Below are 22,897 nucleotides of genomic sequence, written 5' to 3' on the forward strand. Positions count from 1 at the left end.
TCGCCGCCGTCTACATCTGGGGCATGGCAGGCTAATCATTGCCGGCGGGTCTTGACCCTCCGCTCTGAAAGGACAATGAACCGCGCGGAGCCAACTCCGCGCGGTTTTGCATGAGGAGACCGGATATGAGCCGTCGTTTACTGTTTCTGCTGACCCTTGGGATCGGCGGTGTGGTGATCCTGATTTCGCTCGGCATGTGGCAGATGCAACGGCTCGAATGGAAGCTCGGCATCATCGAAGAGATGGAATCGCGTCTGGTCGCCGATCCTGTAGTTCTGCCAGAAAACCCCGATCCGGTGACCGACGACTACAAACCGGTAGAGCTGACCGGCACACCGACGGGGCAGGAACTGCACGTCCTATCGTCCGGCACGATGGCGGGCACCGGCTACCGCGTCATCTCGCTCTGGGATGTGGACGGACGGAGCATCATGGTGGACGAGGGCATCCTGCCGCTCGAAGCCAAGGAGACCGCGCCTGCGACGAGCGAGCAGCGGATCATCGGTAACCTGATCTGGCCTGACGATGCGGCGGACAGCTCGCCCGCGCCCGATCTGGAAAAGAACATCTGGTTCGCCCGCGATGTGGCCCGCATGAGCGACACGCTGGACGCCGAACCGTTCATGGTTGCCCTTCGCGCATCGAGTGCGCCGGACCCTCGTGTCATCCCCGTGCCGGTCGATACGGTGAATATCCGCAACAACCATCTCGAATATGTCATCACATGGTTCAGTCTGGCCTTGGTCTGGGCGGTCATGTCCGTTTATTTCTTCATTCGCTCCGGCAAAGAATCCAAGAAGGTTTAACCAATGCGCTATATCTCGACCCGTGGACAGGCCCCCTCGCTGAGCTTCGAAGAAGCCATGATGACCGGCCTTGCCCGTGACGGCGGCCTCTATGTGCCTGAAACCGTCCCGACCATGACGGCGGACGAGATCGCGGCGCTGGCTGGCAAATCCTACGAAGAGATCGCGTTTGCGGTGATGAAGCCGTTCATTGCGGACACCTTCACCGACGAAGAATTTCGCGAACTGATCGCCAAGGCTTACGGCAGCTTCGGTCACATCGCCCGCGCGCCGCTGGTGCAGCTCGCTCCGAACCATTTCCTGCTGGAGCTGTTCCACGGCCCGACGCTGGCGTTCAAAGACTTCGCCATGCAGATCATCGGCCAGATGATGCAAGCCGCCCTCGCACGTTCGGGCAAGCGCATCACCATCGTCGGTGCGACTTCGGGCGACACGGGTTCGGCCGCGATCGAAGCGTTCCGCGGCCTCGATAACGTCGACGTCTTCATCATGTACCCGCACGGCCGCGTGTCGGAAGTGCAGCGCCGCCAGATGACTACTTCGGTCGAGGACAACGTCCACGCGCTCGCCGTCGAAGGCGACTTCGATGACTGCCAGAGCAAGCTTAAGGACATGTTTAACGACTTCGATTTCCGTGACGAGGTTCACCTTGCGGGCGTCAACTCGATCAACTGGGGTCGCGTGCTGGCGCAGGTCGTGTACTACTTCTCGTCGGCTGTCAGCGTCGGCGCGCCGCACCGCAAGGTGTCCTTCACCGTGCCGACCGGCAATTTCGGTGACATTTTCGCGGGCTTCATCGCAAAGCAGATGGGCCTACCGATCGACCGCCTCGTGATCGCGACCAACCAGAACGACATCCTGCATCGTTGCATGGAATCGAACGATTACGCCAAGAAAGGCGTGAAGCCGTCGATCTCTCCCTCGATGGATATCGAAGTGTCGTCGAACTTCGAACGTGCCCTGTTCTGGGCGCACGACAAGGATGGCGCGGCGGTTTCGTCGCTGATGGATGAACTGAAAACCTCGGGTTCGTTCCGCATCTCGGACAACGCGATGGCTGCGCTCCGCGAGAACTACGACAGCGGTAAGGCTGACGAGGAAACCACCTCGATCACCATCGCGTCGACCCTGACCGAGTCGGGCGAACTGCTCTGCCCGCACTCCGCCGTTGGCGTCCACGTGGGCTATGCGCACCAGCGTCATAACCCCGAAGTGCCGATGATCACCCTCGCCACCGCGCATCCGGCCAAGTTCCCCGATGCCGTTGAAAATGCGTCGGGTATTCGTCCGCCTCTTCCCCCGCGCATGGCCGACCTGTATGAACGTTCGGAACGGGTAACGCAGGTGCCGAACGACCTTGCGGCCCTACAGGCAATCATCCGGGAGCGTCGCGCGCGTTGACTATCCGCACCCACACCCTGAAGAACGGGTTCCGTATCGCAACTGAAACCATGCCGGGGCTGAAGTCGGCCTCGATCGGCGTATGGGTCATGGCGGGCGCTCGCAACGAGCGGATCGAACAGAACGGTATTGCGCACTTCCTCGAACACATGGCGTTCAAGGGCACCAAGAAGCGCACTGCCCTGCAAATCGCCGAAGCGATCGAGGACGTAGGCGGTTATATCAACGCCTACACCAGCCGCGAGATGACGGCCTATTACGCCCGCGTGCTCGAAGAGGACGTGCGGCTGGGGCTGGATATCATCGGCGATATCCTCATCAATCCGGTGTTCAACCCGCATGACGTCGACGTCGAGCGGTCGGTGATCCTTCAGGAAATCGGTCTGTCATACGACACGCCCGACGACATCGTGTTCGATTGGCTGCAAGAGGCTGCCTATCCCGATCAGCCGCTGGGCCGCACGATCCTCGGCCCGTCCGAGCGTGTGTCGGCGTTCCAGTCGGTCGATCTGTCGGGCTTCATGTCCGAGCAGTATCTGCCAGAGAACATGATCCTCGCCGCCGCCGGTGCGGTCGATCACGACGAGATTGTCGCGCAGGCCGAAGAGATCTTCGGCGATCTGAAGCCTAAAGGCTCGCGTCTGGCCTACACGCCCGCTGCATTCAGCGGCGGTGAGCGCCGCGAGTTGAAAGCTCTGGAGCAGGTCCACTTCACGCTGGGCTTCGAAGCGCCGAACTACCTTGATGACGAGATCTACACCGCGCAGATCTATTCGTCGGCGATGGGCGGGGGCATTTCCAGCCGCCTGTTTCAAGAAATCCGCGAAAACCGTGGCCTGTGCTATTCGATCTTCGCGCAGATGGGAGCCTATGCCGACACCGGCATGATGACGCTCTATGCGGGGACCTCGGGGGATCAGATCGGCAACCTTGCCGAACTGACCATCGACGAGATGAAGCGCGCCGTCGGCTCGTTGACCGAGACCGAGGTTGCGCGTGCGCGTGCGCAGATGAAGGCGAGCCTGTTGATGGGGCTGGAAAGCCCGTCGAGCCGTGCCGAACGTCTGGCTCACATGCTGCATTCCAAGAACCGCATTATTGGGCTCGATGAAGTTGTCGAGCATGTCGACAACGTCACGGTCGAAAAGGTCAACGCCTTCGCAGAGCAGATGGCGAGCGAGGCTGCGACCGCGATGGCGATCTACGGTCCGGGCCAGAAGGCTCCGACGCTCGAAGAATTACGCGCGAGGCTGGCTGCCTGATGCTCGCACGCAAGCGGAAAGTCCGGCTCGAGACAGAGCGCCTGACACTCCGCCCGCCGGAGCATGGCGATTGGCGTGCGTGGTCGGAATTGCGTCACCAGAGCCGCGCGTTTCTGACCCCGTGGGAGCCGACTTGGGCTGACGATCACCTGTCGCGCAAGGCGTTCACCAACCGTGTATACTGGTCCCAGCGGTCCATCGCCAACCAGACGGCGATGCCGCTGTTTCTGATCCGCCGTGAAGACCAACAGCTTGTAGGCGCGATCACGCTCGACAATATTCGCCGTGGACCTGCGCAATCGGGCACGACCGGCTATTGGACCGGCGAGAAGTTTGCGCGGATGGGCTATATGCGCGAGGCGATCCTCGCTGTCGTGCACTACGCCTTTGTCGATCTGGACCTGAGCCGGATCGAGGCAGGATGTCTGCCCGAAAACGCGCCGTCGCGCCGTCTGCTGGAAAGCTGCGGGTACAAGTACGAAGGCGTGGCCCAGAGTTATTTGCAGATCAACGGGCGTTGGCGAAACCACGTGCTCTACGCCAATTTGCGTGCCGACCGTCGGGGACGCACCGACGTCGGTTAAGGGGGGCGCTGCCCCCTCGGCCTTGCGGCCTCACCCCCGGGATATTTGGAGCACAAAGGCAGGAGGCCCCGATGCTGAACGATGCGACCCCTGAATTCATTGCAGGACTGGTGGAGGCGCTTGGGCAGGACCTCGTGATTGCCGATAGCGAGAAGTACCTGAAAGAGCCGCGCGGTCGGTGGACGGGTCGCGGAACCGTGCTGGCGCCGCGAAACACCGAGGCCGTTGCTGCTATCGTGAAGGCGTGTTCCGAGGCAGGCGTGGGGATTGTGCCCTACGGCGGCGGCACGGGCGTTGTTGGTGGTCAGGTGTCTGGCGAGGGCGCGGTGCCTGTGGTGCTGAGCCTTGAGCGGATGAACTCCATCCGCGAGGTTTTCCCGACCGAGAACGTGCTGGTCTGTGACGCGGGTTGTATTCTCGCGGACGTGCAGGCGGCTGCGGCGGATGTCGGGCGTCTTTTTCCGCTGTCGCTCGCGTCGGAAGGCACCGCGCGGATTGGCGGGCTGCTTGGCACCAATGCGGGCGGGTTGAACGTGCTGCGCTACGGCAATGCGCGGGCGCAGGTTCTGGGGCTTGAGGTCGTGACGGCTGCAGGTGAGGTCTGGAACGGTCTGACGCGGCTGCGCAAGGACAACACCGGTTATGATCTGCGCGATTTGTTGATCGGGGCGGAAGGGACGCTCGGGGTTATCACGGCGGCTGCGTTGAAGCTGGTGCCGCAACCTGTTTCGAACGGGACGGCGGTGATGGTCGTGCCTTCGCCGAAGGCAGCGCTGGATTTGCTGGCGCTGGCGCAGGCGCGGATTGGTGAGGGGATTTCGGGGTTTGAATTGATGAACCGTCAGGGTTTGCGGTTCATGGACGAGACCGGTGTCGACTTCGCGAAACCGTTCGAGGAACTGCCCGAGTGGTCGGTGCTGATCGACCTTGGGCTGGCCGAAGGGCAGTCTCCGCAGGATGCACTCGAAGGGCTGTTTGTGGCTGCGATGGAGCAGGGGCTGGTGTCCGATGGTGCGGTGGCCCAGAGCGAGGCGCAGCGCGCGGCCTTCTGGAGCATTCGCGAGAACATTCCCGAGGGCAATCGCCGCATCGGGTCGATTTCGTCGCATGATATCTCTATCCCGTTGTCGCTGATCCCTGACTATATCGCCGAAGCACCGGGCGTTCTGGCCAAGGTCGGTGATTTCCGCATCAACTGTTTCGGCCACTTGGGCGACGGCAATCTGCATTACAACGTCTTCCCTGCCGAGGGGCGAACGCGCGACGAATACGATCATCTGAAGACCGCCGTGAAAGACACGATCCACGATCTGGTCGCGAAATACGAGGGGTCGTTCAGCGCAGAGCATGGAGTGGGGCGCTTCAAGGTCGCGGACCTTGAGAAATATGCGGACCCGCAAAAGCTGGCGATGATGAAGGCGATCAAGCACGCGCTTGACCCGAAGGGCATCATGAACCCTGGCGCGGTGTTGCGGCCGCTTTAATCGGCAAAACCGGAGGCGGCGAGTTCGCTTTCGATGAGCGCGAGGACTTCGCGCGGGGTTCTGACCTCGTGGTCGGCTTTGTCCATCGGGTCCTGCGATGTGCGGTCGTAGCGGTCGTTCCAGTTCAGCCAGACCGTGCCGATGCCGAGCCGTCGCGCGCCGCGAATGTCGCGGTGGAGGTTGTTGCCGACCATCAGGATGCCGCTCGCGTCCTCGCGGCGGAGGCCAAGCTTACGCATGGCATCAATGAACATGAGCGGGTGGGGCTTGGTAACTCCGACCGTTTCGGAGATCGCGCGAGCGTCGAAATAATCGTAAAAACCGAGCGCGCCGTGGACATTCCGGAAGCTCTCCACCCGACCATCGGCAACGAGCGCCGTTGGAACGCGGCCCCGAAGAGCTTCCATGAGGTCGAGTGCGCCGTCGATCGGCTCGGCGCTGAGAACGAGGCCGTCGTGGTGAGGGTCGAACACTTCTGTCATCTCGTTGATGAGGGTGTCGCCACTGTCGAGGAAGACGGCTTTGAGACCTCGCCTGCGACTGCGGAGGTCTTCGCACTGGTCGCGGATGATGCGTGGGATTTCCAGCGCGAGTTCGTCCCAGCTCACAAAGCGGGCCTCATTGAGGGGAGCGACGCGGGTGAATTCGAACGTTGGCGTAGGGCGGAGCGAGCGAAGGTCTTCGCGAACGAGGAATTGATCATACGGCGTCACGAAGCTGAGCTGCGCGGCGAACATGCCGTTCATCAAGATGCCAGTAGCGTCTTCTTCCGAAGCGCTGGTACACCTAAGGGCCTTGATGGCGTCAGGCGTTGAGGCAAACATGCGCTTGCCCGGTACGCCGTAGATCACTGGCCGACCGTCGGTCCATTCGGCATCAGGAAGGTCGATCACCCCGCCGTGGGCGCTTGCCGAAACGGAAAGGCCATTGCCGTCCGCATCGACTGCGATCCAGATGTGTTCAAGATCGTAGTTGTGTGGGGTGTCCCCCGCCCACCAGATCGCGAACTCCAGCACGCAGCTTGTGCCGTTCGGCCCAGTGGGAATGTGGGGGCAACTGGGCGACGGCTCCCCGACCGAGAGCCGTGTCACGCCAACGGTATCGGGGGCAAACGGCTCGCCACTGTCCAACATCAGAACAGGCGCCAGCTTGCGGGCGAGGTGAGCCGTTGCGGTGTCCAGTTCTTCGGGACGGTGCAGGGTGGTCATCAAGTCTCCTCAAGATTTGGCAGCCACTCTGTGGTTCGGATCAGGCGCCTTCGAATTCGCAGATCGTATGGACGTCGATATTCATGCTAGCCAGCGCCTTGCGCCCGCCAAGCTCTGGCAGGTCCACGACGAATGCGCAGGCGACGACTTCCGCGCCGAGACGTTCGACCAGCTTGATCCCCGCCGCAGCGGTGCCGCCCGTGGCCAGAAGGTCGTCTACGATCAGAACGCGCTCACCGGCTTTGAGGGCGTCGTCGTGCATCTCGACCGTCGCTTCGCCGTATTCCAGCGTGTAGTCTTGCGAGATCACTTTGCCTGGGAGTTTGCCCTTTTTGCGCACGGGCACGAAGCCCACGGCTAGTTGGTGCGCCACCGCGCCGCCGAGGATGAAGCCACGCGCCTCAAGGCCGATCACCTTGTCGATCTGCACGTCCATATAGGGATAGACGAGTTGGTCCACGGCCATGCGAAACCCGCGCGGATCGCTGAACAGCGTGGTCACGTCGCGGAACATGATGCCTTCGTGGGGGAAGTCGGGAATGGTGCGGATGTAATCTTTGACGTTTTTCATGGCCAGATCCTTTGGTCCTTACAGAGGCGAGGTATCAGCCCAGAACCCGCCCCGCAATCATTCCAGCAGGTCAGCTAACTTCACACCGAGAACTTCAGCAATCTTTGCCGCCGTATCTAGGCGCGGAGAATTCGACCGGCCGTTGATAATATCGTAGATGGCGGTTCGGCTCAGCCCACAAGACGCGGCAAGAGTGCCTGCATTGTGTGTCGGGTGGTCCTTCAGGATTGCTTGGATGTTAGCAACGAAAACACTGTTCACGCCTTTCTCCCCAAGCACCCGCCCCGCAATCACCCGCAGTTTCTCGATCATCTCTGGGTCGCGCTTATCGGGCGCAGTCATGATCGCGTATTCGAGCGCGGTGTCGCAGCCGCAGGGGCAGGGCGTGCGGTCGGCGGGGAGCTGCGCGGGGAAGGCGGCGACGGTGTCGACGGCCTTGGTCGAGTTGCCCTTGAGCGTGGCGATAACGTCGGACACATCGACCGCGCCGTGGTCGGGGTGCCAGCTGTCGTAGTCGGTGACCATGGCAATGGAGGCGTAGCAGAGCTCTGCCTCGCGGGCGAGCTTCGCCTCGGGCATATTGGTCATGCCGATCACGTCGCAGCCCCATGCGCGGTACATGTGGCTTTCGGCGGCAGAGCTGAACTGCGGCCCTTCCATCGCGAGGTAGGTGCCGCCCTTGTGGACGGTCACGCCCGCGCTGTCGGCAGCGGCAACGGCAGCGTCCATCAGGCGCGCGCAGGTCGGATGGGCGACCGAAACGTGGGCGACAAGGCCGGGGCCGAAAAAGGTTTTCTCGCGCGCGAAGGTGCGGTCGATGAACTGGTCGACGATCACGAAATCACCGGGGGCCATTTCTTCGCGGAACGATCCGCAGGCGGAGACGCTGAACACATCCGTCACGCCCATCATTTTGAGCGCGGCGATGTTGGCACGGTAGTTCACCGTGCTCGGCGTCTGGACGTGACCGCGCCCGTGGCGGGGCAGGAACACCATCGGGGTGCCGTTGTAGGTGCCGGTCAGCAGATCGTCGGAGGGCATTCCCCACGGCGTTTCGACCGTGACCCAATCGCGATCCTCAAGGCCCGCGATGTCATAAACGCCCGATCCACCGATGATCCCGATCTTTGTCTGCATGATGCACCCTATGGTTGTGTCCTGCGCCCACGTTGCCCAAGGCGTGGATACGGCGCAAGGCAAAGATTACTTTTTGTCGTCGGGGCGGGTCAGCGAGAAGACCTCTTTGACCACGGCGTAATCACGGTAGCCCAGACGGGACAGCGGCTGGAAGCTGGTCACGTCGAAAACGCCGTCGATGACGCAGTCGTCGCGCATGTGGATGCCGATGACCTCGCCAAAGACCGCGTGGCTGCTTTTACCTTCAAGCTGCACGATCTGCGTCATGCGGCATTCAAGCGAGGCTGGGGCTTTGGCGACGCGGCCGCAGGGGATGGTTTCGCACTCCATATGATCGATGCCTGCCGCTTCGAATTCGTTGATGTGAGCGGGGTGGCTGGCAGAGGTCGCGTTCATCAGATCGCGCGAGGCAAAGTCCACGATATTGACGCAGAACACGCCGGTTTCGCGGATGTTGGACAGGGTGTCCTTTCCGAAATCGCGGTCGGCCTTGGAGCCGTTGGCGGCAAACATCACCTGCGGCGGCTCGTAAGCAACGGCATTGAAGAACGAATACGGCGCGAGGTTATCGAGCCCGTTATTCCCGCGGGTCGAAATCCATCCGATCGGACGCGGGGATACAATTGCGCTGAACGGATTGTGCGGCAGGCCGTGGCCCTCGGTCGGTTTATAGAACATCGGTCGCCCTCTTGTCGTTTGCGGCAGAGGTAGCGTCATGTTACGGCGCAATCCAGAGAGAAGGGGAGAATCCTGTCCTAATGATCGAATTGGCAGAGGAAACGGCTCACGATTGGTGGGAAGTCGAGGCACTTTACGACCTCTGTTTTGCTCCCGGCCGGACGGCGCTGTCGTCCTACCGTCTCCGTGACGGCGTCGATCCCGTGGCCAAGCTCTGCTTCACGGCGCGTGACAATGACGGCACTCTGGCAGGCGTGATCCGCAACTGGCCTGTGCATGTCGGCGACCGTCTGGCGATCCTCCTCGGCCCTATTGCCGTCCACCCGACCCGTCAGGGTGAAGGCGTCGGCGGTATTCTGATGCGCAAGGTTCTGAACCGCGCTCATGATCTGGGCTGGAGCCGCGTGATGCTCGTCGGCGATTATCCCTACTACAAGCGGTTCGGTTTTTTTCCGCTAAAAGGCGTGCTGATGCCGCCCCCGACCAACCCCGACCGCGTGCTGGGCTACGACCTCGCGCCTGGTGCGTGGGTGGGTGTTCATGGCGATGTGACGCAAGCGCCGGATTGCAATCCGGGCGGGCGGCCCCATCTTATCGATCATGGACCAGAACACGCCGACGCTGAAAGTCGTCAACCCTGACCAACCGCTGACCGATCAGGCCCGCGCAGAGATCGCGGCCCTCGCCGTGCGTCAACGCAAGGCGGGCGGAGTGCTGATGAAAGCCATCAACTTCGTCGGCAATCAGGTCGAGGACGGTATGAAGCTGCTCCCCGAAGGTTTTCGCAAGCAGGTTGATAATATCGCCAAGGCCGCGCTGGAGCAGAGCTTCAACGTTGCCAAGGCGTCGCGTGGTGGGCCGCTGGGCAAAGTCTCCTCCAGCCGCAGTCACAAGCTGGCCGCTGCCGTTTCCGGCGCTGTCGGCGGATTTGGCGGATTGCCCACCGCGCTGGCCGAGATCCCCGTGACAACCACGGTCATCTTCCGCTCTGTCCTGTCTATCGCCGCTGAATACGGTGAAGATCCTGAAAGCGAAGTCACCCGTATGGAGTGCCTGCGTGTGTTCGGTGCGGGCAACGTCGGAGCGGACGACAACGGATTGGACACCGCGTTCTTCGGTGCGCGTCTCAGCATCTCCGGCCCTGCGGTGCACGGCCTGATCAACAAGGTCGCGCCGAAGTTCGGTGCGGTCATCACGCAGAAGCTCGCCTCGCAAGCTGTGCCCGTGATCGGTGCCGCAGCAGGTGCGGGCACCAACCTCGCGTTCGTCAGCTATTACACCGAACTCGCGCATGTGCACTTTGCCCTGCGCCAGCTTGCGCGGCTTTATGACGACCAGCAGGTGATCGAGGAGTTCCACAAGCACCTCGGGCGCAAGGTGCCGACAGCCTAACGCTTGTGATTGGCGATGATGTGGGCCGCCTCCACGCGGTTGCGGACACCCAGTTTGCGATAGGCACTTTTGAGGTACTCGGCGACCGTGTAGTGGGAAATTCCGCAGATGCGCGCGCATTCCTTCTGGGTCACGCCGCTTGTGACGATCGACAGCACCTCAGCCTCGCGAGGAGAGAGGGACGCGAATTTCTTTTCATTCAAATCGAATGCAATTTTAACGGGACCGCCGCCGGACAGTTCCTCGAACCTTCGGTGCACCAGCATGAGGAAGAACCGCAGTTCTTCTGATCTGTGATGGAAGCGCGTGGCGAACTCTGCGCGGGGCAGATCGGCACCGATATTGAACCCACCGAAACGGCCCGCCCCGAAGAGCCGCATGGGAATGCCAAGGCCCGACCGAAAGCCGAGCTTGCCCGCTTTCACGATGAACATACGGTCATCGAGGCTCAGGTGAGGGTAGTCGTCCACATGGTCAGAGCCGGTCGGTGTGGCCGCGTAAGTATTACAACAGTAAAGCAAAAACGGATCGCAATCTGCGGCGCGGCTTTCATAAAGCGCGGGGCAGGTCGTGCGGAGTTCTACGTCTTTCCGGTCCGGGTCCGAAGTTATGTAATTAACGAACGTGAGCCCTTCGGTGGCTAACGTCTGAACAAGCGCCGACCAAATTTCCGAACTATCGGACATCTGCTCGATTTCGACGGCGCGTCTTAAAACCTGCAACTAAATTTTCCCCCTCCTCTCAGGGGATATCAATGACGATACCCCTACACTACACTTTAAGGTGTAAAGGAGTGGTCTTTTTTTATATCACGATCTTCTTTTGTCGAGCGAGCGAGGCGTATTTGCCGAGGGGTAGTGAGTGGCCCTAGCTTGACCACTCCTTTACGCATTGGTCAACCGCCGTAAGCCAACCAGTTCGTGATCGACTCGCGGACCGACTGGTCTCCGCGCTCGCGCGATTCATAAATCACGTCTTTTGCGTCATTGAGGTTCACGCGGCGGAGCAAGTGCTTCACCGGACCGATGGACGCGGGGCGCATCGACAGGCTGCGCAGACCGATGGCGGCAAGGCAGATCGCCTCGATCGGGCGGCCGGCATCCTCACCACAGAACGACACGGGCTTTCCGGCCTTTTCACAGCGCTGCACGATCATTTCGATCAGCGACAGGAAGCTGCAATTGAGCGTGTCATAGCGGCGTCGCACACGTTCGTTTTCGCGGTCGGCAGCGAAGAAGAACTGCTTGAGGTCGTTGCCACCGATGGACAGGAAATCCACCTGTTCAAAGAACGCATCGGGTGCGAAGGCGAGGCTGGGTGTTTCCAGCATCGCGCCGACTTCGATCTTTTCCGGCACGGGATGGCCGAGGATAATTTCGCGTTCGACCATTTTGTCCAGTTCGGCGCGGGCTTCCTGGAATTCGGTCATCTGGGCGACGAAGGGGAACATCACAGACAGCGGACGCCCGTTGGATGCACGCAAGAGCGCCTGAAGCTGCATCTGGAGAACACCAGGCTTATCGAGGCCCACGCGGATCGCGCGCCAACCCATCGCGGGGTTCGGCTCGTCGTTCGGCTTCATGTAGGGCAGCACCTTGTCCGAACCGATGTCGAGCGTGCGGAACACCACGCGCTTACCTTGGGCCGCATCCATGACGCGGGCGTAGAGCGCGGAAAGCTCGGCGCGTTTGGGCATCTGGTTGCGGATCAGGAACTGAAGCTCGGTGCGGAAGAGGCCAACGCCCTCGGCACCCGAACTGGGCAATGACGGCAAGTCGGCCATCAGACCCGCGTTCATGCTCAGATTGATTGTATTGCCACACAGCGCCGTGGCAGGCAGGTCGCGGATCGACGCGTAACGCTCCTGCGCGCGGGCCTGCATCGCAATCTTGTCTTGGAACGCCTTCTGGACGTTCTCATCGGGGCGAAGGTGGACGACACCCTGATCCCCATCGACAAGGATCACGTCGCCGTTCAGCGCTTCGGTCGTGATGTTGCGAGCATTGATGACTAGCGGGATCGCCCAAGCGCGGGCCACTACAGCAGCGTGCGAACCGACGCTGCCTTCTTCGAGGACAATGCCCTTCAGCGATTTACCGTATTCCAGCAACTCGCCCGGACCGATATTGCGGGCAATGAGAACGGGGTTCTCGGGCATCTCTGCGCCGGTTTCCTTGCCCTGACCGGTAAGGATGCGCAGCAGGCGGTTCGACAGGTCGTCGAGGTCGTGCAGACGTTCACGCAGATAGGCATCGCCCGACTGGTTCAGACGGGAGCGGGCCAGCGACTGTTCTTTCTCAACCGCAGCTTCGGCGGAGAGGCCGCTTTTGACGTCCTCTTCCATCCGGCGACGCCAGCTCTTGGAGTTGGCGAACATGCGGTAGGCTTCGAGCACCTGCACCTGTTCGGCGTTCACGGTGGTCGTGGTGTTGAGCATTTCGTCGACCGAAATGCGTAGCTGATCGACACCAGCCTGAAGGCGCTCAAGTTCGCGGTCGATGTCTTCGGCAATCGGGTTGGTGACGACGACGCGCGGCTCGTGAAGGTAGACGTTGCCTTCGACCGCGCCTTCCTGACCCAGAACGCCGCGGAACATGATCGGCTGCTGATGGCGGGCGGAAAGAGCGTCGCTATCACCGATAAACGCGCCAAGCTCTGTCATCTCGGCCAGAACCATCGCGACGACTTCGAGCGCGTAGACTTCATCGGACGAAAACTGGCGGGCATCTTTCGACTGCACGACCAGAACGCCGAGCACCGAACCAAGACGCTGGATCGGCACACCGCAGAACGACGAATAGCGTTCTTCGCCCGTTTCCGGCATGTAGCGGAAACCCTTCTCGGCAGGGGCGTCGGCTGTATTGATGACTTGGCGGGAGCGCGCAACGCGGCCGACGAGACCCTCGCCGAGGCGCAGGCGGGTATTGTGCACGGCTTCTTCTTGCAGACCTTCGGTCGCGCAAAGCTCAAGCGTGTCTGAATCGCGGAAAAGGTAGATGGAGCACACTTCGGTCTGCATCGAGGTCGCGATGAGGTGCACGATCTTGTCGAGCCGTGTCTGGCCCGCGCTATCCTCTGCCATAGTATCGCGTAGACGAACCAGCATTTTGCGGCTGTCAGTCTCGAACCGTTCGGCCATTTTCATTCCCGCTCCCTCGTTAGGGTCTGTATAGGCGAACGGCGGCGGTTTTGGGAGTGTTCATTCAAAAATAACTGCCGTGCAACTGATCGTATTTATTCTGCGATGCAGAAAATTGTTTCAATATTTCAATGCTTAATACGATCTAGTCACGGAAACTCGACTTACAAGTGTGCGGAGCGCGAGCAGATTTGCACAATAAAAAGGCCGCCCGAAAAGGCGGCCTCTGAAAGTCTTGGTTTTTTGCCAGATCAGGCTTTGTCGAGCTCGAACGCGTCGTGCAGCGCTTGAACAGCCAGTTCCATGTATTTGCGGTCGATCAGAACCGAGATTTTGATCTCCGAAGTTGCGATGACCTTGATGTTGATGCCTTCCTTGGACAGCACGTCGAACATCTTGGCAGCAACACCTGCGTGGCTGCGCATGCCGATGCCAACGACCGAAACCTTGGCGACTTCGGTATCTGCTTCGAGGCGATCGAACTCGATCAGGCCCTTTTCCTTGGCGTCGTTCAGAGCCTTTTCGGCGCGGGCGCGCTGCTCGATCGGGCAGGAGAAGGTCATATCGGTCACGCCGCCGGCGTGGCCCTGATAATTCTGCTCCGAGATGTTCTGGACGATCATGTCCACGTTCACACCTGCGTCCGCCAGCGGACCGAAGATCGACGCAGCGATGCCCGGCTTGTCCTGAATGGTGACGAGGGTCATTTTCGCTTCTTCGCGGGAATAGGCGACACCGGAAACGACGTTGGATTCCATGATTTGCTCCTCTGCGCAGACCAGCGTGCCTGCATCATCTGACGGTTCTTCGAACGAGCTCAGCACGCGCAGCTTAACGTTATAGCGCATGGCCAGTTCGACCGAACGGGTTTGCAGAACCTTCGCACCGAGCGAGGCCAGTTCCAGCATTTCTTCGAAAGCGATCTTGTCGAGCTTGCGGGCCTTCGACGTGATGCGCGGGTCGGTCGTGTAAACGCCGTCCACATCGGTGTAGATGTCGCAACGCTCTGCGCCGAAGGCAGCAGCGAATGCAACGGCGGTGGTGTCCGAGCCGCCGCGACCCAGCGTGGTGATGCGGCCTTCGGGCGACAGGCCCTGGAAACCGGCAACCACGGCGACACGCATACCTTCGCCGAATTTCTTGTTGATGTTGTCGGTCGGGATATCTTCGATCCGCGCCGAACCGTGCGCGCCGTTGGTCAGCAGCGGAACCTGCCAACCCTGCCAGCTACGCGCGGGGATGTCCATTTCCTGAAGACGGAGCGCCATCAGACCGGCGGTCACGTTTTCGCCCGACGAGACGACAGCGTCGTATTCGCGAGCGTCGTACAGCGGCGAGGTCTCATTTACCCAGCCGACGAGTTCGTTTGTTTTGCCCGACATGGCCGAGACGATGACGATGACGTCATAGCCTTTGGCGACCTCGAGCGAGACACGTTTTGCAGCGCGGGCAATGCGGTCGAGATTGGCGACCGAAGTCCCGCCGAATTTCATGACAAGCGTCGGCATGGCTGTCCCTTCAAAAGATCGCGGCCCGAATAAAGGCAATTGGCGCGAAGGGCAATTGGCCAAAGCAGTGCTGTAACAGTTTTACAGCATATATTGTGGCTAGTTTGTCTGTTTTCGGGGTGCGAATGGCAGCGGCATGACCGGAACGCCGTCTTCGATCAGTTTGATCGCGTCCTGCGGCTTTGCCTCGCCGTAGATCGGACGCTCGGGCGTGTCGCCGTCGTGCATCTTGCGGGCCTCGTCGGCGAACTTCATTCCAACGTATTCCGAATTGGCCTCGACATGCTTGCGCAGCTTGGTCAGCGCCTCTTCCTGCGGGGTGGCAGGTGCGGTGAGCGTAGGCTTTTCCTTGGCGGTTTCGGTGCGCACGGAGGGGGCCATCAGTGATTTGGAGACCTTGGTCGACCCGCAAGCGGTGCAGGCCACCATGCCGGCCGACTGGAGTTTGTCGAACGCATCGGCGGACTGGAACCAGCTTTCAAAGCTGTGGTCGTGGTCACATTTGAGCGTGTAGCGGATCATCTGGCGGGTTTCACCTTTTCGGCCAAGTGCCTTAGATTACTCTATCTATGTGCGGCGTCAAAGGGCGCAATCCAAGAGGCTATGCGCAATGACTTTGCCGTTCCCGCAGATGCTGGGATCAGAGATTTACCGTGGCTCGTCCTATGGTGCGTGGCACCCGTTGCGGGTGCCGCGCGTGTCGACCGTGATGGACCTGACGCGCGCGATGGGCTGGCTGCCGCGCGAGCGTTTTATCACCAGCCCCCGCGCCAAACCCGCCGCGCTGACCGTATTCCACACGCCCGACTATATTGCTGCCCTGCAAGCGGCAGAGGCCGCGCAGGAGGTGTCGGGCGAAGTGCGCGAGACCTACAACATCGGTACGCCGTCGAACCCCGTTTTCACCGAAATGTACCGCAGACCCGCAACGGGGGCAGGGGCGTCGCTGCTCGCGGGGGAGCTTTTGCGGAATGGCGGCGTGCTGCATTCACCTGGCGGCGGGACGCACCATGCCTTCGCCGATCGCGCCAACGGGTTCTGTTTTCTGAACGATCCGGTGCTGGCGATCATGTCGCTGCGCAGAAACGGCGCGACCCGAGTGGCGTATGTGGACATCGACGCGCACCATTGCGACGGGGTGGAGGCCGCGTTCCGCAACGAGCCGGACGTGCTGCTGATCTCCACCCACGAAGAAAACCGCTGGCCGCGCACGGGTGCGCTGGATGATGTCGGGGTGGGGCAGGTGTTCAATCTACCGCTGCCGCGCGGCGCGCATGACGACGACATGGCCTTTGCGCTGAACGAGATGATCCTGCCGGTCGTACAGGCGTTCAAGCCGGACGCGATTGTGGTGCAATGCGGATCTGATGCGATCACCGAAGACCCGCAATCACGGCTGGCGATGTCGAATAATGCACATATCAGCGTGGTCGATGCCCTACGCCACCTCACGCCGCGTTACCTCGTGCTTGGCGGTGGCGGCTATAATCCGTGGTCGGTGGGCCGATGTTGGAGCGCGGTCTGGGCGACGCTGAACGGCTTTGAAATCCCCGATGTGTTGCCAGATGAGGCGCAGGAGGTTCTGCGAGGCCTCGTGTGGCATGGCCTTCATCGGATCAAGCAGCCCGAACCACAGTGGATCACGACCATGCGCGATAGCTGGCGGGGCGGAGAAATCAGTGACGAAACGAGAACCCGCGCCGCCGTTCTGGCAGGGCGCGGGATCTAATTAGAACGTGCCGTAGCCGCGCGAATCCGAGTCCGGATCGTGGCCCGAGGGGTGCTCCTGATCGGGCGCGACATCTTCGGGAACGGTATTGGCGGGCGCGGGCAGGGCAGGCGCATCGAAGCTGTCGAAGTCCGAATCCTCGACATAGGGTTCGTCGACAACGACCGGTTTGGCGGGAATTTCCTCGAAGTCGCCGACGATGGTGACGGCGGCAGCAACGGGCTCGGCGGAGACGCGGAACTTCGCGATTTCCTGACGGAGCAGTTCGTTCGTGCTCCTGAGCTGGCTCGCTGTGGTCGCGAAAGTGTCGGCCTGCTGGCTCGACAGGCGCGCGGTGCGGCTGATGTCGAGGATCGCCTCGTTGACCTGATCGACGCCGCGGGCCTGCTCTGCGCTGGCTTTGCTGATGTCTTTGATCAGGCCGCCGACCTTCGTGATGTTCTGGCTGATGACCTCGAACGACTCGCTGGTGTCGGCAGAGATTTCGACGCCATTGCGCACGTGCTGACGGCTCTTCTCGATCAGTTCGCCTGTTTCGCGGGCGGCTTTGGCCGAACGTCCGGCGAGGTTGCGGACCTCTTGGGCGACCACGGCAAAGCCGCGACCGTGCTGGCCTGCGCGGGCGGCTTCGACTGCGGCGTTGAGCGCCAGAAGGTTGGTCTGGAACGCGATTTCGTCGATGACCTTGATGATTTTCTCGATGTCGAGCGAGGAGGCGTTGATCGCGTCCATTGCGTCGACCATCGTCGACACCTTGCGCTTGCCGTCGTCGACGACCTTGGCCGCGCCCATCATCAATTCGTTCGCGGTCTTGGCCGAGTCGGCGTTGACCGACACCTGCGAGGCGGTCTGGTTGACCGAGCTGGACAGTTCTTCAACGGCGGATGACTGCACTTCGGAGTTCGAGGCCAGCGCCTGCGCAGCTTCGAGCATGGTGCCCGACGCGGAGCTAAGTTCTTCGGTGCTGCCGCGGACGGCGGTCAGCGTCTCATCGAAGAAACCGAGCAAACGGTCGACGGCGCCAGCGCTGCGTCCGATCTCGTCATCGGTGTTGATGGTCGTGCGGCGGGTGAGGTCGCGGGTGTTCGAGATCTCGTCCAGATCATGCGAGATCGTCTGGAGCGGCCTCACGATGGACCGCGCGATCAGCCAGCCGACAACGCCAGTGGCGGCAGCGATAATCAGGGTCGTCGCAAGAATGATCCAGCCGAGTGTCTGCGCGCCGGCCATGACTTCGGAATATTCGTTACTCACAGCAAGGCCATAAGCGATGCCGCCGATTTCGACAGGCGTCCAGGCGGACAGCAGCTTTACGCCCTGACGGTTGGTGAAGAGCGCCGTGCCCGTATCTCCTGCTGCTGCGCCGAGGACATGTTCGTCCTGCGGGTGCATCCGGACCGTCGCGCCTTCATCGGTGATGATGTCACCCGACAGGAACACGGTGCGGCCTTCGTCGTTCACTAGCAGGGTCTGGCTGTCCACCTCAAGTCCGGTTGCGCCGTCCATGATGGTTTGCAGATAGTTGTCGCCAACCGCAATGACGACGGCGCCCATCAGCCGGTCGTTCCGGTCATAAAGCGGGGAGGCCGCGAAGGCCTGAAGGACAGACATGGCTTTGGGGTAGGGCTCGAATTCGCTGAAATACATCGGGACGGTTTTCGGACCGCCGTCGTACTCCGGCTGGGGCGCGGTGAGCGCTTTGCGGACCGCTTGTGCGAGGCCGGTGTTCGTCAGATCGTCGTCGTTGATGTTGCCGCCGAAGTCGTCGCGCTTTGCGTATGAATAGGCGACGTTACCCATGGCATCGACCAGCAGGATATCGGCGAGGTCCATGGTTTGCGCGATGGTCGAAATCCACGGATGCCATTGGCCGTGGGTGCGTCCGTACATATCCGTTTCGGCGTGAAGCATCAGCTTATGACGCTCCAATTCGGGGAAGGGGTTATTCGTGATATAGGCTTCGCGCATGTCCTGACGGACGAGACCAAGCAGGCCCTCGGGGTCATCTGTGCTGTTGAGCGAGAACGTAAAGGTCCCCACGGCAGACTGGAGGCTGGAATCGGTCGCCAGAATCGTCAACGCGGAGAAATAGGATTTCATCTCTCGGCTGATCGTTTCGCTCATCATCTCGACCGTGCCAGCGAGGCGGTCCTGCGCGTCGCGGGCCATCTGCGCCTGCATGCGCGAAAAGGACAGGCCGCCGACCAGCAATGCGGATGCAAAGGTCAGGGCAATGATGAGCAATGGGAGCTTACGCGCGAGCGGTAATTTCATAGAACCTGACCGTGTGCCGAAGTTGATCTGCCAATGGGCGAGCTAACGTCGTACGGGCGCGTTCTTTTAGGAAGAATCGCGGTTTCTGACCGCAATGTCCCCGCGAAATCGCTGATAGGGTAGGAAACTATACGCCTTAACCTGCGTCGCGAATGCGAGAAAACGCAGTGGTGGCGCGCTGGGCGTATGTCATTGATTTAGGGGAGGAATGGTGCTGCTGGACAGGATTGAACTGTCGACCTCTCCCTTACCAAGGGAGTGCTCTACCACTGAGCTACAGCAGCGCCGTTTTCCGCGTCCGACAGTGTGTCGTCGGCGTGTGGCGGGGAATTAGCCTCAAAAGATTCCATGCGCAACCCCCATCTGGACGGTTTTTTGATCTCGGGATAACTCTTTTGCCATGACGGTGAAAAATACTAAGTCGGGCAAAGGCCCCGAGACACTCACAAGAGAAGAGCGGCTCAAGGCTGCGCTGAAGTCGAACATGGCGAAGCGCAAGGCGCAGGCACGTGCACGCGCCGCTCATGAAGAAGAATCGAAAGAGGACGAATAGGGCACAATGGATTCCATTTTGGTAAAGGGCGGTAAGCCGCTAAGCGGACAAATCGCTATCGCGGGGGCCAAGAATGCCGCGCTCGCTCTGATGCCGGCCACTCTGCTGAGTGAAGAGCCGCTGACGCTGACGAACACGCCGCGTTTGTCCGACATCAAGACAATGACCCAGCTTCTTCAATCGCTTGGCGCTGAAGTGTCGTCGCTGCAGGACGGCAAGGTTGTTGCCATGTCCTCGCACGATCTTACGTCGACCCGCGCGGAATATGACATTGTTCGCAAGATGCGCGCCTCAAATCTCGTGCTTGGTCCGCTGCTGGCGCGTTACGGACACGCCACGGTTTCGCTGCCGGGCGGCTGTGCAATCGGTGCGCGTCCGATGGACATCCACATCTCGGCTCTCGAAGCGCTGGGCGCAGAGATCGAACTGAAAGAAGGCTACCTCCACGCCAAAACCAACGGCGGTCTGAAGGGCGGTATCGTGAAGCTGCGATTCGCTTCTGTCGGCGCGACCGAGAACGTTCTGATGGCTGCAACGCTCGCCAAGGGCACCACGGTCATCGAAAACGCGGCCCGCGAGCCCGAAATCGTCGACCTTGCCCGCTGTCTGAAAAAAATGGGCGCCCAGATCGAAGGCGAGGGCACCAGCCGCATCGAAATTCAGGGCGTCGACCGTCTGGGCGGCGCGACCCATCCCGTTGTCACCGACCGTATTGAGCTCGGCACCTATATGCTGGCCCCCGTCATCGCGGGCGGCGAGGTCGAATGCCTTGGCGGTAAACTGGAGCTGGTGGAATCCTTCGTTGAGAAACTGGAAGAAGCTGGAATCACCGTCGAAGAAACCGAAGCGGGCCTCAAGGTGCGCTGCGAAGCGGGCCGTGCGAAGGCCGTCAACGTGACGACCGAGCCGTTCCCCGGTTTCCCGACCGACCTTCAGGCGCAGATGATGGCGATGCTCTGCTTGGCTGACGGTACTTCGGTGCTGGAAGAAAAGATCTTTGAAAACCGCTTCATGCACGCGCCGGAACTGGGCCGCATGGGGGCGAACATCGAAGTCCACGGCGGCACCGCGACCGTTCACGGCGTCGAAAAAATGAAGGGCGCTCAGGTCATGGCGACCGACCTGCGTGCGTCTGTTTCGCTGATCCTCGCCGGTCTGGCTGCCGAAGGTGAAACCCAAGTGAATCGCGTCTACCACCTCGACCGTGGTTACGAGAACGTCGAAGAAAAGCTCGGCGGGGTTGGCGCACAGATCGAACGGATCAAGGAACAATGACCGAAGACGCCCGTTTCGAAGACGGCGGCGAGGCTCCTCTCCGCCTGATGGCAGTCGATGCCGAAGACCTTCAGGTCGTATCGGCGCTGACGCAGGACGCGGTTTTCCCCGCTAATGAAATCGGTTGGTATCCAGCGGAGCGGCGCTTTGCCATTCTGATCAACCGTTTCCGCTGGGAAGACCTCGATGCCGCGCAGAAACGCGGGCGTCAGGTCGAGCGGGTGCAGTCGGTCCTCATGTTCCAGTGCGTGATGAACGTGCAAAGTCAGGACGTCCCGCAACGTGATGCGGACACGGTTCTGTCGATCCTATCGATCGACTGGAAAGCGGGCGAGGACGGCGCAGGATCGATTCTGCTGAACCTCGCTGGCGACGGTGTCATCAAGCTCGATGTTGAAGCGATCGAGATCATGCTCAAGGACGTCACGCGCCCCTATATCGCGCCGTCCCATCAGGCACCGAGCCATCCCGAATAACGCGGCGCTACGTTTTGTAGCGCCTTGACGCCTCCCTTCACATTGAAGGGGGGCGTTTGCGCATGTATCACCTGCGGCGAAGGAGACAGCCGATGCCCCAATTTCTCGATACGACTGATGCAGGTTTCGAAGACGCCTTTGTGGCGCTGTTGGGAATGAAGCGTGAGGACAGCCCCGATGTGGACGCTGTCGTTGCCGACATCATTGCGGACGTGCGCAAGCGCGGCGATGCGGCGGTGCTGGAGCTGACCGCGAAGTTCGATCGCATGGAGCTGACCGCAGACAAGCTGCGGTTCTCCGAAGCCGAGATCGAAGAGATCATCCAGCAGGTATCGGACGAAGAACGCGCCGCGCTTGAACTCGCCGCCGAACGCATCCGCGCCTACCACGAACGCCAGATGCCCGAAGATGCACGCTGGGAAGATGCCGCAGGTGCCTCGCTCGGGTGGCGCTGGTCGGCTGTGTCTGCTGCGGGTCTTTATGTGCCCGGTGGCCTCGCGTCCTATCCGTCGTCGGTTCTGATGAACGCCATTCCTGCCAAGGTTGCGGGCGTCGAGCGTCTGGCCATCGTCGTGCCGACCCCCGACGGCGTGGCGAACCCGCTGGTTCTGCTGGCTGCGAAGATCGCTGGCGTTGACGAAGTGTACCGCATTGGCGGTGCGCAGGCCGTTGCTGCACTGGCCTATGGCACCGAAACCATCGCGCCTGTCGATAAGATCACCGGTCCGGGCAACGCATTCGTGGCTGCCGCCAAGCGCCGCGTGTTTGGCAAGGTCGGCATCGACATGATCGCAGGCCCGTCGGAAATCCTCGTGATCGCCGACAAACACAACAACCCCGACTGGATTGCGCTCGATTTGATGTCGCAGGCCGAACACGACGAATCCGCGCAGTCGATCCTGATCACCGATGACGCCGACTTTGGCCGCGCTGTTGCCGATGCCGTGGACAAACGCCTTGAAACGCTGGAGCGCCGCGCGATTGCGGGCGCGAGCTGGCGCGATTTCGGGGCGGTGATCACTGTCAAAGACATGGATGAGGCCGCTGCGCTGTCCGACCGCATCGCGCCCGAGCACCTCGAGCTTTGTGTCGAGGATGCCGACGCGCTATCCGAAAAAGTCACCCACGCCGGTGCGATCTTCATCGGCGGTTGGACGCCCGAGGCTATCGGCGACTACGTTGGCGGCCCGAACCACGTTCTGCCGACCGCCCGCTCGGCGCGTTTCTCGTCTGGTCTGTCCGTTATGGACTTCCTCAAGCGCACGACGCTGGCCCGCATGACCCCCGACGCCCTTCGCGCGATCGGTCCGGCGGCGGAGCGTCTGGCGAAGTCCGAGAGCCTCGAAGCTCACGGATTGAGCGTTCGCGCCCGCCTCGACAAACTGAACGGCTAACTACAGCTCGCGGGACAGGATATGTC

General features: G+C 61.1%; 21 protein-coding genes, 1 tRNA gene and 1 pseudogene. 12 read left to right on the plus strand and 11 right to left on the minus strand.

Translation table 11 applies throughout. The features are described 5' to 3' along the window. Window positions 1-125: 125 nt before the first annotated feature. From IF204_RS00005 to IF204_RS00025, 5 genes are all read left to right on the plus strand, one after another. Window positions 126-806, plus strand: a complete 681-nt coding sequence (locus IF204_RS00005) for an SURF1 family protein (RefSeq protein ID WP_194093665.1) — start codon at window positions 126-128, stop codon at window positions 804-806. A gap of 3 nt (window positions 807-809) precedes the next feature. Further along, on the plus strand, window positions 810-2,207 hold the full coding sequence (gene thrC / locus IF204_RS00010; protein ID WP_194093666.1) for a threonine synthase: 1,398 nt from the start codon (window positions 810-812) through the stop codon (window positions 2,205-2,207). Further along, window positions 2,204-3,469: a M16 family metallopeptidase gene (locus IF204_RS00015; RefSeq protein WP_167637397.1), complete on the plus strand. Its 1,266-nt coding sequence runs from the start codon at window positions 2,204-2,206 to the stop codon at window positions 3,467-3,469. The genes thrC and IF204_RS00015 overlap by 4 nt, the downstream gene beginning before the upstream one ends. Next, window positions 3,469-4,053, plus strand: a complete 585-nt coding sequence (locus IF204_RS00020) for a GNAT family N-acetyltransferase (RefSeq protein ID WP_194093667.1) — start codon at window positions 3,469-3,471, stop codon at window positions 4,051-4,053. Before IF204_RS00015 ends, IF204_RS00020 begins: the two co-directional genes overlap by 1 nt. Before the next feature lie 71 nt (window positions 4,054-4,124). Next, a complete protein-coding gene (locus IF204_RS00025) occupies window positions 4,125-5,537 on the plus strand; it encodes an FAD-binding oxidoreductase (protein WP_194093669.1) in 1,413 nt (470 codons plus the stop codon). Here IF204_RS00025 and IF204_RS00030 read toward each other — a convergent pair. The 5 genes and pseudogenes from IF204_RS00030 to IF204_RS00045 all read right to left on the minus strand — a co-directional run bounded on the left by IF204_RS00030 (window position 5,534) and on the right by IF204_RS00045 (window position 9,131). Then, window positions 5,534-6,745 (minus strand): HAD family hydrolase, encoded by a 1,212-nt coding sequence (locus IF204_RS00030; RefSeq protein WP_194093671.1) that lies wholly within the window; start codon window positions 6,743-6,745, stop codon window positions 5,534-5,536. The two genes, IF204_RS00025 and IF204_RS00030, sit on opposite strands and share 4 nt — an antisense overlap. A 40-nt stretch (window positions 6,746-6,785) precedes the next feature. Next, complete coding sequence (locus IF204_RS00035; protein WP_167637403.1) at window positions 6,786-7,316, minus strand: adenine phosphoribosyltransferase; 531 nt, start codon at window positions 7,314-7,316, stop codon at window positions 6,786-6,788. 57 nt (window positions 7,317-7,373) lie between these two features. Continuing rightward, window positions 7,374-7,610 (minus strand): helix-turn-helix transcriptional regulator, encoded by a 237-nt coding sequence (locus tag IF204_RS20000; RefSeq protein ID WP_322743299.1) that lies wholly within the window; start codon window positions 7,608-7,610, stop codon window positions 7,374-7,376. Beyond that, window positions 7,587-8,453: pseudogene (locus IF204_RS00040) on the minus strand (S-methyl-5'-thioadenosine phosphorylase); the annotation flags it as partial. The gene IF204_RS20000 and the pseudogene IF204_RS00040, both read right to left, overlap by 24 nt. Window positions 8,454-8,519: 66 nt before the next feature. Further along, the gene (locus IF204_RS00045) at window positions 8,520-9,131 is read right to left on the minus strand and encodes a flavin reductase family protein (RefSeq protein ID WP_194093675.1); all 612 of its coding nucleotides are present in this window, start codon (window positions 9,129-9,131) and stop codon (window positions 8,520-8,522) included. Window positions 9,132-9,211: 80 nt separating this feature from the next. Here IF204_RS00045 and IF204_RS00050 point away from each other — a divergent pair, with 80 nt between their 5' ends. Continuing rightward, on the plus strand, window positions 9,212-9,772 hold the full coding sequence (locus IF204_RS00050; RefSeq protein WP_194093677.1) for a GNAT family N-acetyltransferase: 561 nt from the start codon (window positions 9,212-9,214) through the stop codon (window positions 9,770-9,772). Continuing rightward, on the plus strand, window positions 9,732-10,523 hold the full coding sequence (locus tag IF204_RS00055; protein ID WP_194093679.1) for an EcsC family protein: 792 nt from the start codon (window positions 9,732-9,734) through the stop codon (window positions 10,521-10,523). Before IF204_RS00050 ends, IF204_RS00055 begins: the two co-directional genes overlap by 41 nt. Here IF204_RS00055 and IF204_RS00060 read toward each other — a convergent pair. The 4 genes from IF204_RS00060 to IF204_RS00075 form a co-directional block, all read right to left on the minus strand. After that, window positions 10,520-11,209 carry a helix-turn-helix transcriptional regulator gene (locus IF204_RS00060; RefSeq protein WP_228069243.1) on the minus strand — a complete coding sequence of 230 codons (690 nt, stop codon included), beginning with the start codon at window positions 11,207-11,209 and terminating at the stop codon, window positions 10,520-10,522. The genes IF204_RS00055 and IF204_RS00060 overlap by 4 nt on opposite strands. A 209-nt stretch (window positions 11,210-11,418) precedes the next feature. Further along, on the minus strand, window positions 11,419-13,662 hold the full coding sequence (gene ptsP, locus IF204_RS00065; protein ID WP_194098093.1) for a phosphoenolpyruvate--protein phosphotransferase: 2,244 nt from the start codon (window positions 13,660-13,662) through the stop codon (window positions 11,419-11,421). Window positions 13,663-13,913: 251 nt separating this feature from the next. Beyond that, window positions 13,914-15,170 carry an aspartate kinase gene (locus IF204_RS00070; RefSeq protein WP_167637408.1) on the minus strand — a complete coding sequence of 419 codons (1,257 nt, stop codon included), beginning with the start codon at window positions 15,168-15,170 and terminating at the stop codon, window positions 13,914-13,916. A gap of 99 nt (window positions 15,171-15,269) precedes the next feature. Continuing rightward, window positions 15,270-15,692, minus strand: coding sequence for a DUF1178 family protein (locus IF204_RS00075; protein WP_194093682.1), 423 nt, complete (start codon window positions 15,690-15,692; stop codon window positions 15,270-15,272). A gap of 88 nt (window positions 15,693-15,780) precedes the next feature. Between IF204_RS00075 and IF204_RS00080 the strand changes: the two genes are divergently transcribed. Beyond that, window positions 15,781-16,899, plus strand: coding sequence for an acetoin utilization protein AcuC (locus tag IF204_RS00080; RefSeq protein WP_194093684.1), 1,119 nt, complete (start codon window positions 15,781-15,783; stop codon window positions 16,897-16,899). On the opposite strand, the gene IF204_RS00085 is transcribed toward IF204_RS00080, so the two are convergent. Further along, a complete protein-coding gene (locus IF204_RS00085) occupies window positions 16,900-19,173 on the minus strand; it encodes a methyl-accepting chemotaxis protein (protein WP_194093686.1) in 2,274 nt (757 codons plus the stop codon). Window positions 19,174-19,382: 209 nt separating this feature from the next. Beyond that, window positions 19,383-19,457 (minus strand) — tRNA-Thr (locus IF204_RS00090). A 116-nt stretch (window positions 19,458-19,573) separates the two neighbouring features. On the opposite strand from IF204_RS00090, the gene IF204_RS00095 reads away from it, so the two are divergent. The 4 genes from IF204_RS00095 to hisD all read left to right on the plus strand — a co-directional run bounded on the left by IF204_RS00095 (window position 19,574) and on the right by hisD (window position 22,871). Continuing rightward, the gene (locus tag IF204_RS00095; protein WP_167637412.1) at window positions 19,574-19,726 is read left to right on the plus strand and encodes a hypothetical protein; all 153 of its coding nucleotides are present in this window, start codon (window positions 19,574-19,576) and stop codon (window positions 19,724-19,726) included. A 6-nt stretch (window positions 19,727-19,732) separates the two neighbouring features. Beyond that, entirely contained in the window at window positions 19,733-21,001 is a 1,269-nt protein-coding gene (gene murA / locus IF204_RS00100; RefSeq protein ID WP_194093688.1) for a UDP-N-acetylglucosamine 1-carboxyvinyltransferase, read from the plus strand. Further along, window positions 20,998-21,477 (plus strand): DUF2948 family protein, encoded by a 480-nt coding sequence (locus IF204_RS00105; protein ID WP_194093690.1) that lies wholly within the window; start codon window positions 20,998-21,000, stop codon window positions 21,475-21,477. Before murA ends, IF204_RS00105 begins: the two co-directional genes overlap by 4 nt. A gap of 92 nt (window positions 21,478-21,569) precedes the next feature. Continuing rightward, window positions 21,570-22,871, plus strand: coding sequence for a histidinol dehydrogenase (gene hisD / locus IF204_RS00110; protein ID WP_194093692.1), 1,302 nt, complete (start codon window positions 21,570-21,572; stop codon window positions 22,869-22,871). The last annotated feature ends 26 nt before the right edge of the window (window positions 22,872-22,897 follow it).

Origin of the sequence: Marivivens aquimaris (genome assembly GCF_015220045.1) — a bacterium.
In the GTDB taxonomy this organism is placed as follows: Bacteria; Pseudomonadota; Alphaproteobacteria; order Rhodobacterales; family Rhodobacteraceae; genus Marivivens; species Marivivens aquimaris.

Excerpts from the sequence above, each read along its gene's own strand:
- IF204_RS00080 (WP_194093684.1), top strand. The coding sequence starts at position 15,781 with ATGACTTTGCCGTTCCCGCAGATGCTGGGATCAGAGATTTACCGTGGC.
- IF204_RS00105 (WP_194093690.1), top strand. The coding sequence starts at position 20,998 with ATGACCGAAGACGCCCGTTTCGAAGACGGCGGCGAGGCTCCTCTCCGC.
- IF204_RS00060 (WP_228069243.1), bottom strand. The coding sequence starts at position 11,209 with ATGTCCGATAGTTCGGAAATTTGGTCGGCGCTTGTTCAGACGTTAGCC.
- ptsP (WP_194098093.1), bottom strand. The coding sequence starts at position 13,662 with ATGGCCGAACGGTTCGAGACTGACAGCCGCAAAATGCTGGTTCGTCTA.
- IF204_RS00025 (WP_194093669.1), top strand. The coding sequence starts at position 4,125 with ATGCTGAACGATGCGACCCCTGAATTCATTGCAGGACTGGTGGAGGCG.
- IF204_RS00045 (WP_194093675.1), bottom strand. The coding sequence starts at position 9,131 with ATGTTCTATAAACCGACCGAGGGCCACGGCCTGCCGCACAATCCGTTC.
- IF204_RS00030 (WP_194093671.1), bottom strand. The coding sequence starts at position 6,745 with ATGACCACCCTGCACCGTCCCGAAGAACTGGACACCGCAACGGCTCAC.
- IF204_RS00005 (WP_194093665.1), top strand. The coding sequence starts at position 126 with ATGAGCCGTCGTTTACTGTTTCTGCTGACCCTTGGGATCGGCGGTGTG.
- IF204_RS00075 (WP_194093682.1), bottom strand. The coding sequence starts at position 15,692 with ATGATCCGCTACACGCTCAAATGTGACCACGACCACAGCTTTGAAAGC.
- IF204_RS00070 (WP_167637408.1), bottom strand. The coding sequence starts at position 15,170 with ATGCCGACGCTTGTCATGAAATTCGGCGGGACTTCGGTCGCCAATCTC.
- IF204_RS00050 (WP_194093677.1), top strand. The coding sequence starts at position 9,212 with ATGATCGAATTGGCAGAGGAAACGGCTCACGATTGGTGGGAAGTCGAG.
- IF204_RS00020 (WP_194093667.1), top strand. The coding sequence starts at position 3,469 with ATGCTCGCACGCAAGCGGAAAGTCCGGCTCGAGACAGAGCGCCTGACA.
- IF204_RS00035 (WP_167637403.1), bottom strand. The coding sequence starts at position 7,316 with ATGAAAAACGTCAAAGATTACATCCGCACCATTCCCGACTTCCCCCAC.
- IF204_RS00095 (WP_167637412.1), top strand. The coding sequence starts at position 19,574 with ATGACGGTGAAAAATACTAAGTCGGGCAAAGGCCCCGAGACACTCACA.
- IF204_RS00085 (WP_194093686.1), bottom strand. The coding sequence starts at position 19,173 with ATGAAATTACCGCTCGCGCGTAAGCTCCCATTGCTCATCATTGCCCTG.
- hisD (WP_194093692.1), top strand. The coding sequence starts at position 21,570 with ATGCCCCAATTTCTCGATACGACTGATGCAGGTTTCGAAGACGCCTTT.
- IF204_RS00055 (WP_194093679.1), top strand. The coding sequence starts at position 9,732 with ATGGACCAGAACACGCCGACGCTGAAAGTCGTCAACCCTGACCAACCG.
- murA (WP_194093688.1), top strand. The coding sequence starts at position 19,733 with ATGGATTCCATTTTGGTAAAGGGCGGTAAGCCGCTAAGCGGACAAATC.
- thrC (WP_194093666.1), top strand. The coding sequence starts at position 810 with ATGCGCTATATCTCGACCCGTGGACAGGCCCCCTCGCTGAGCTTCGAA.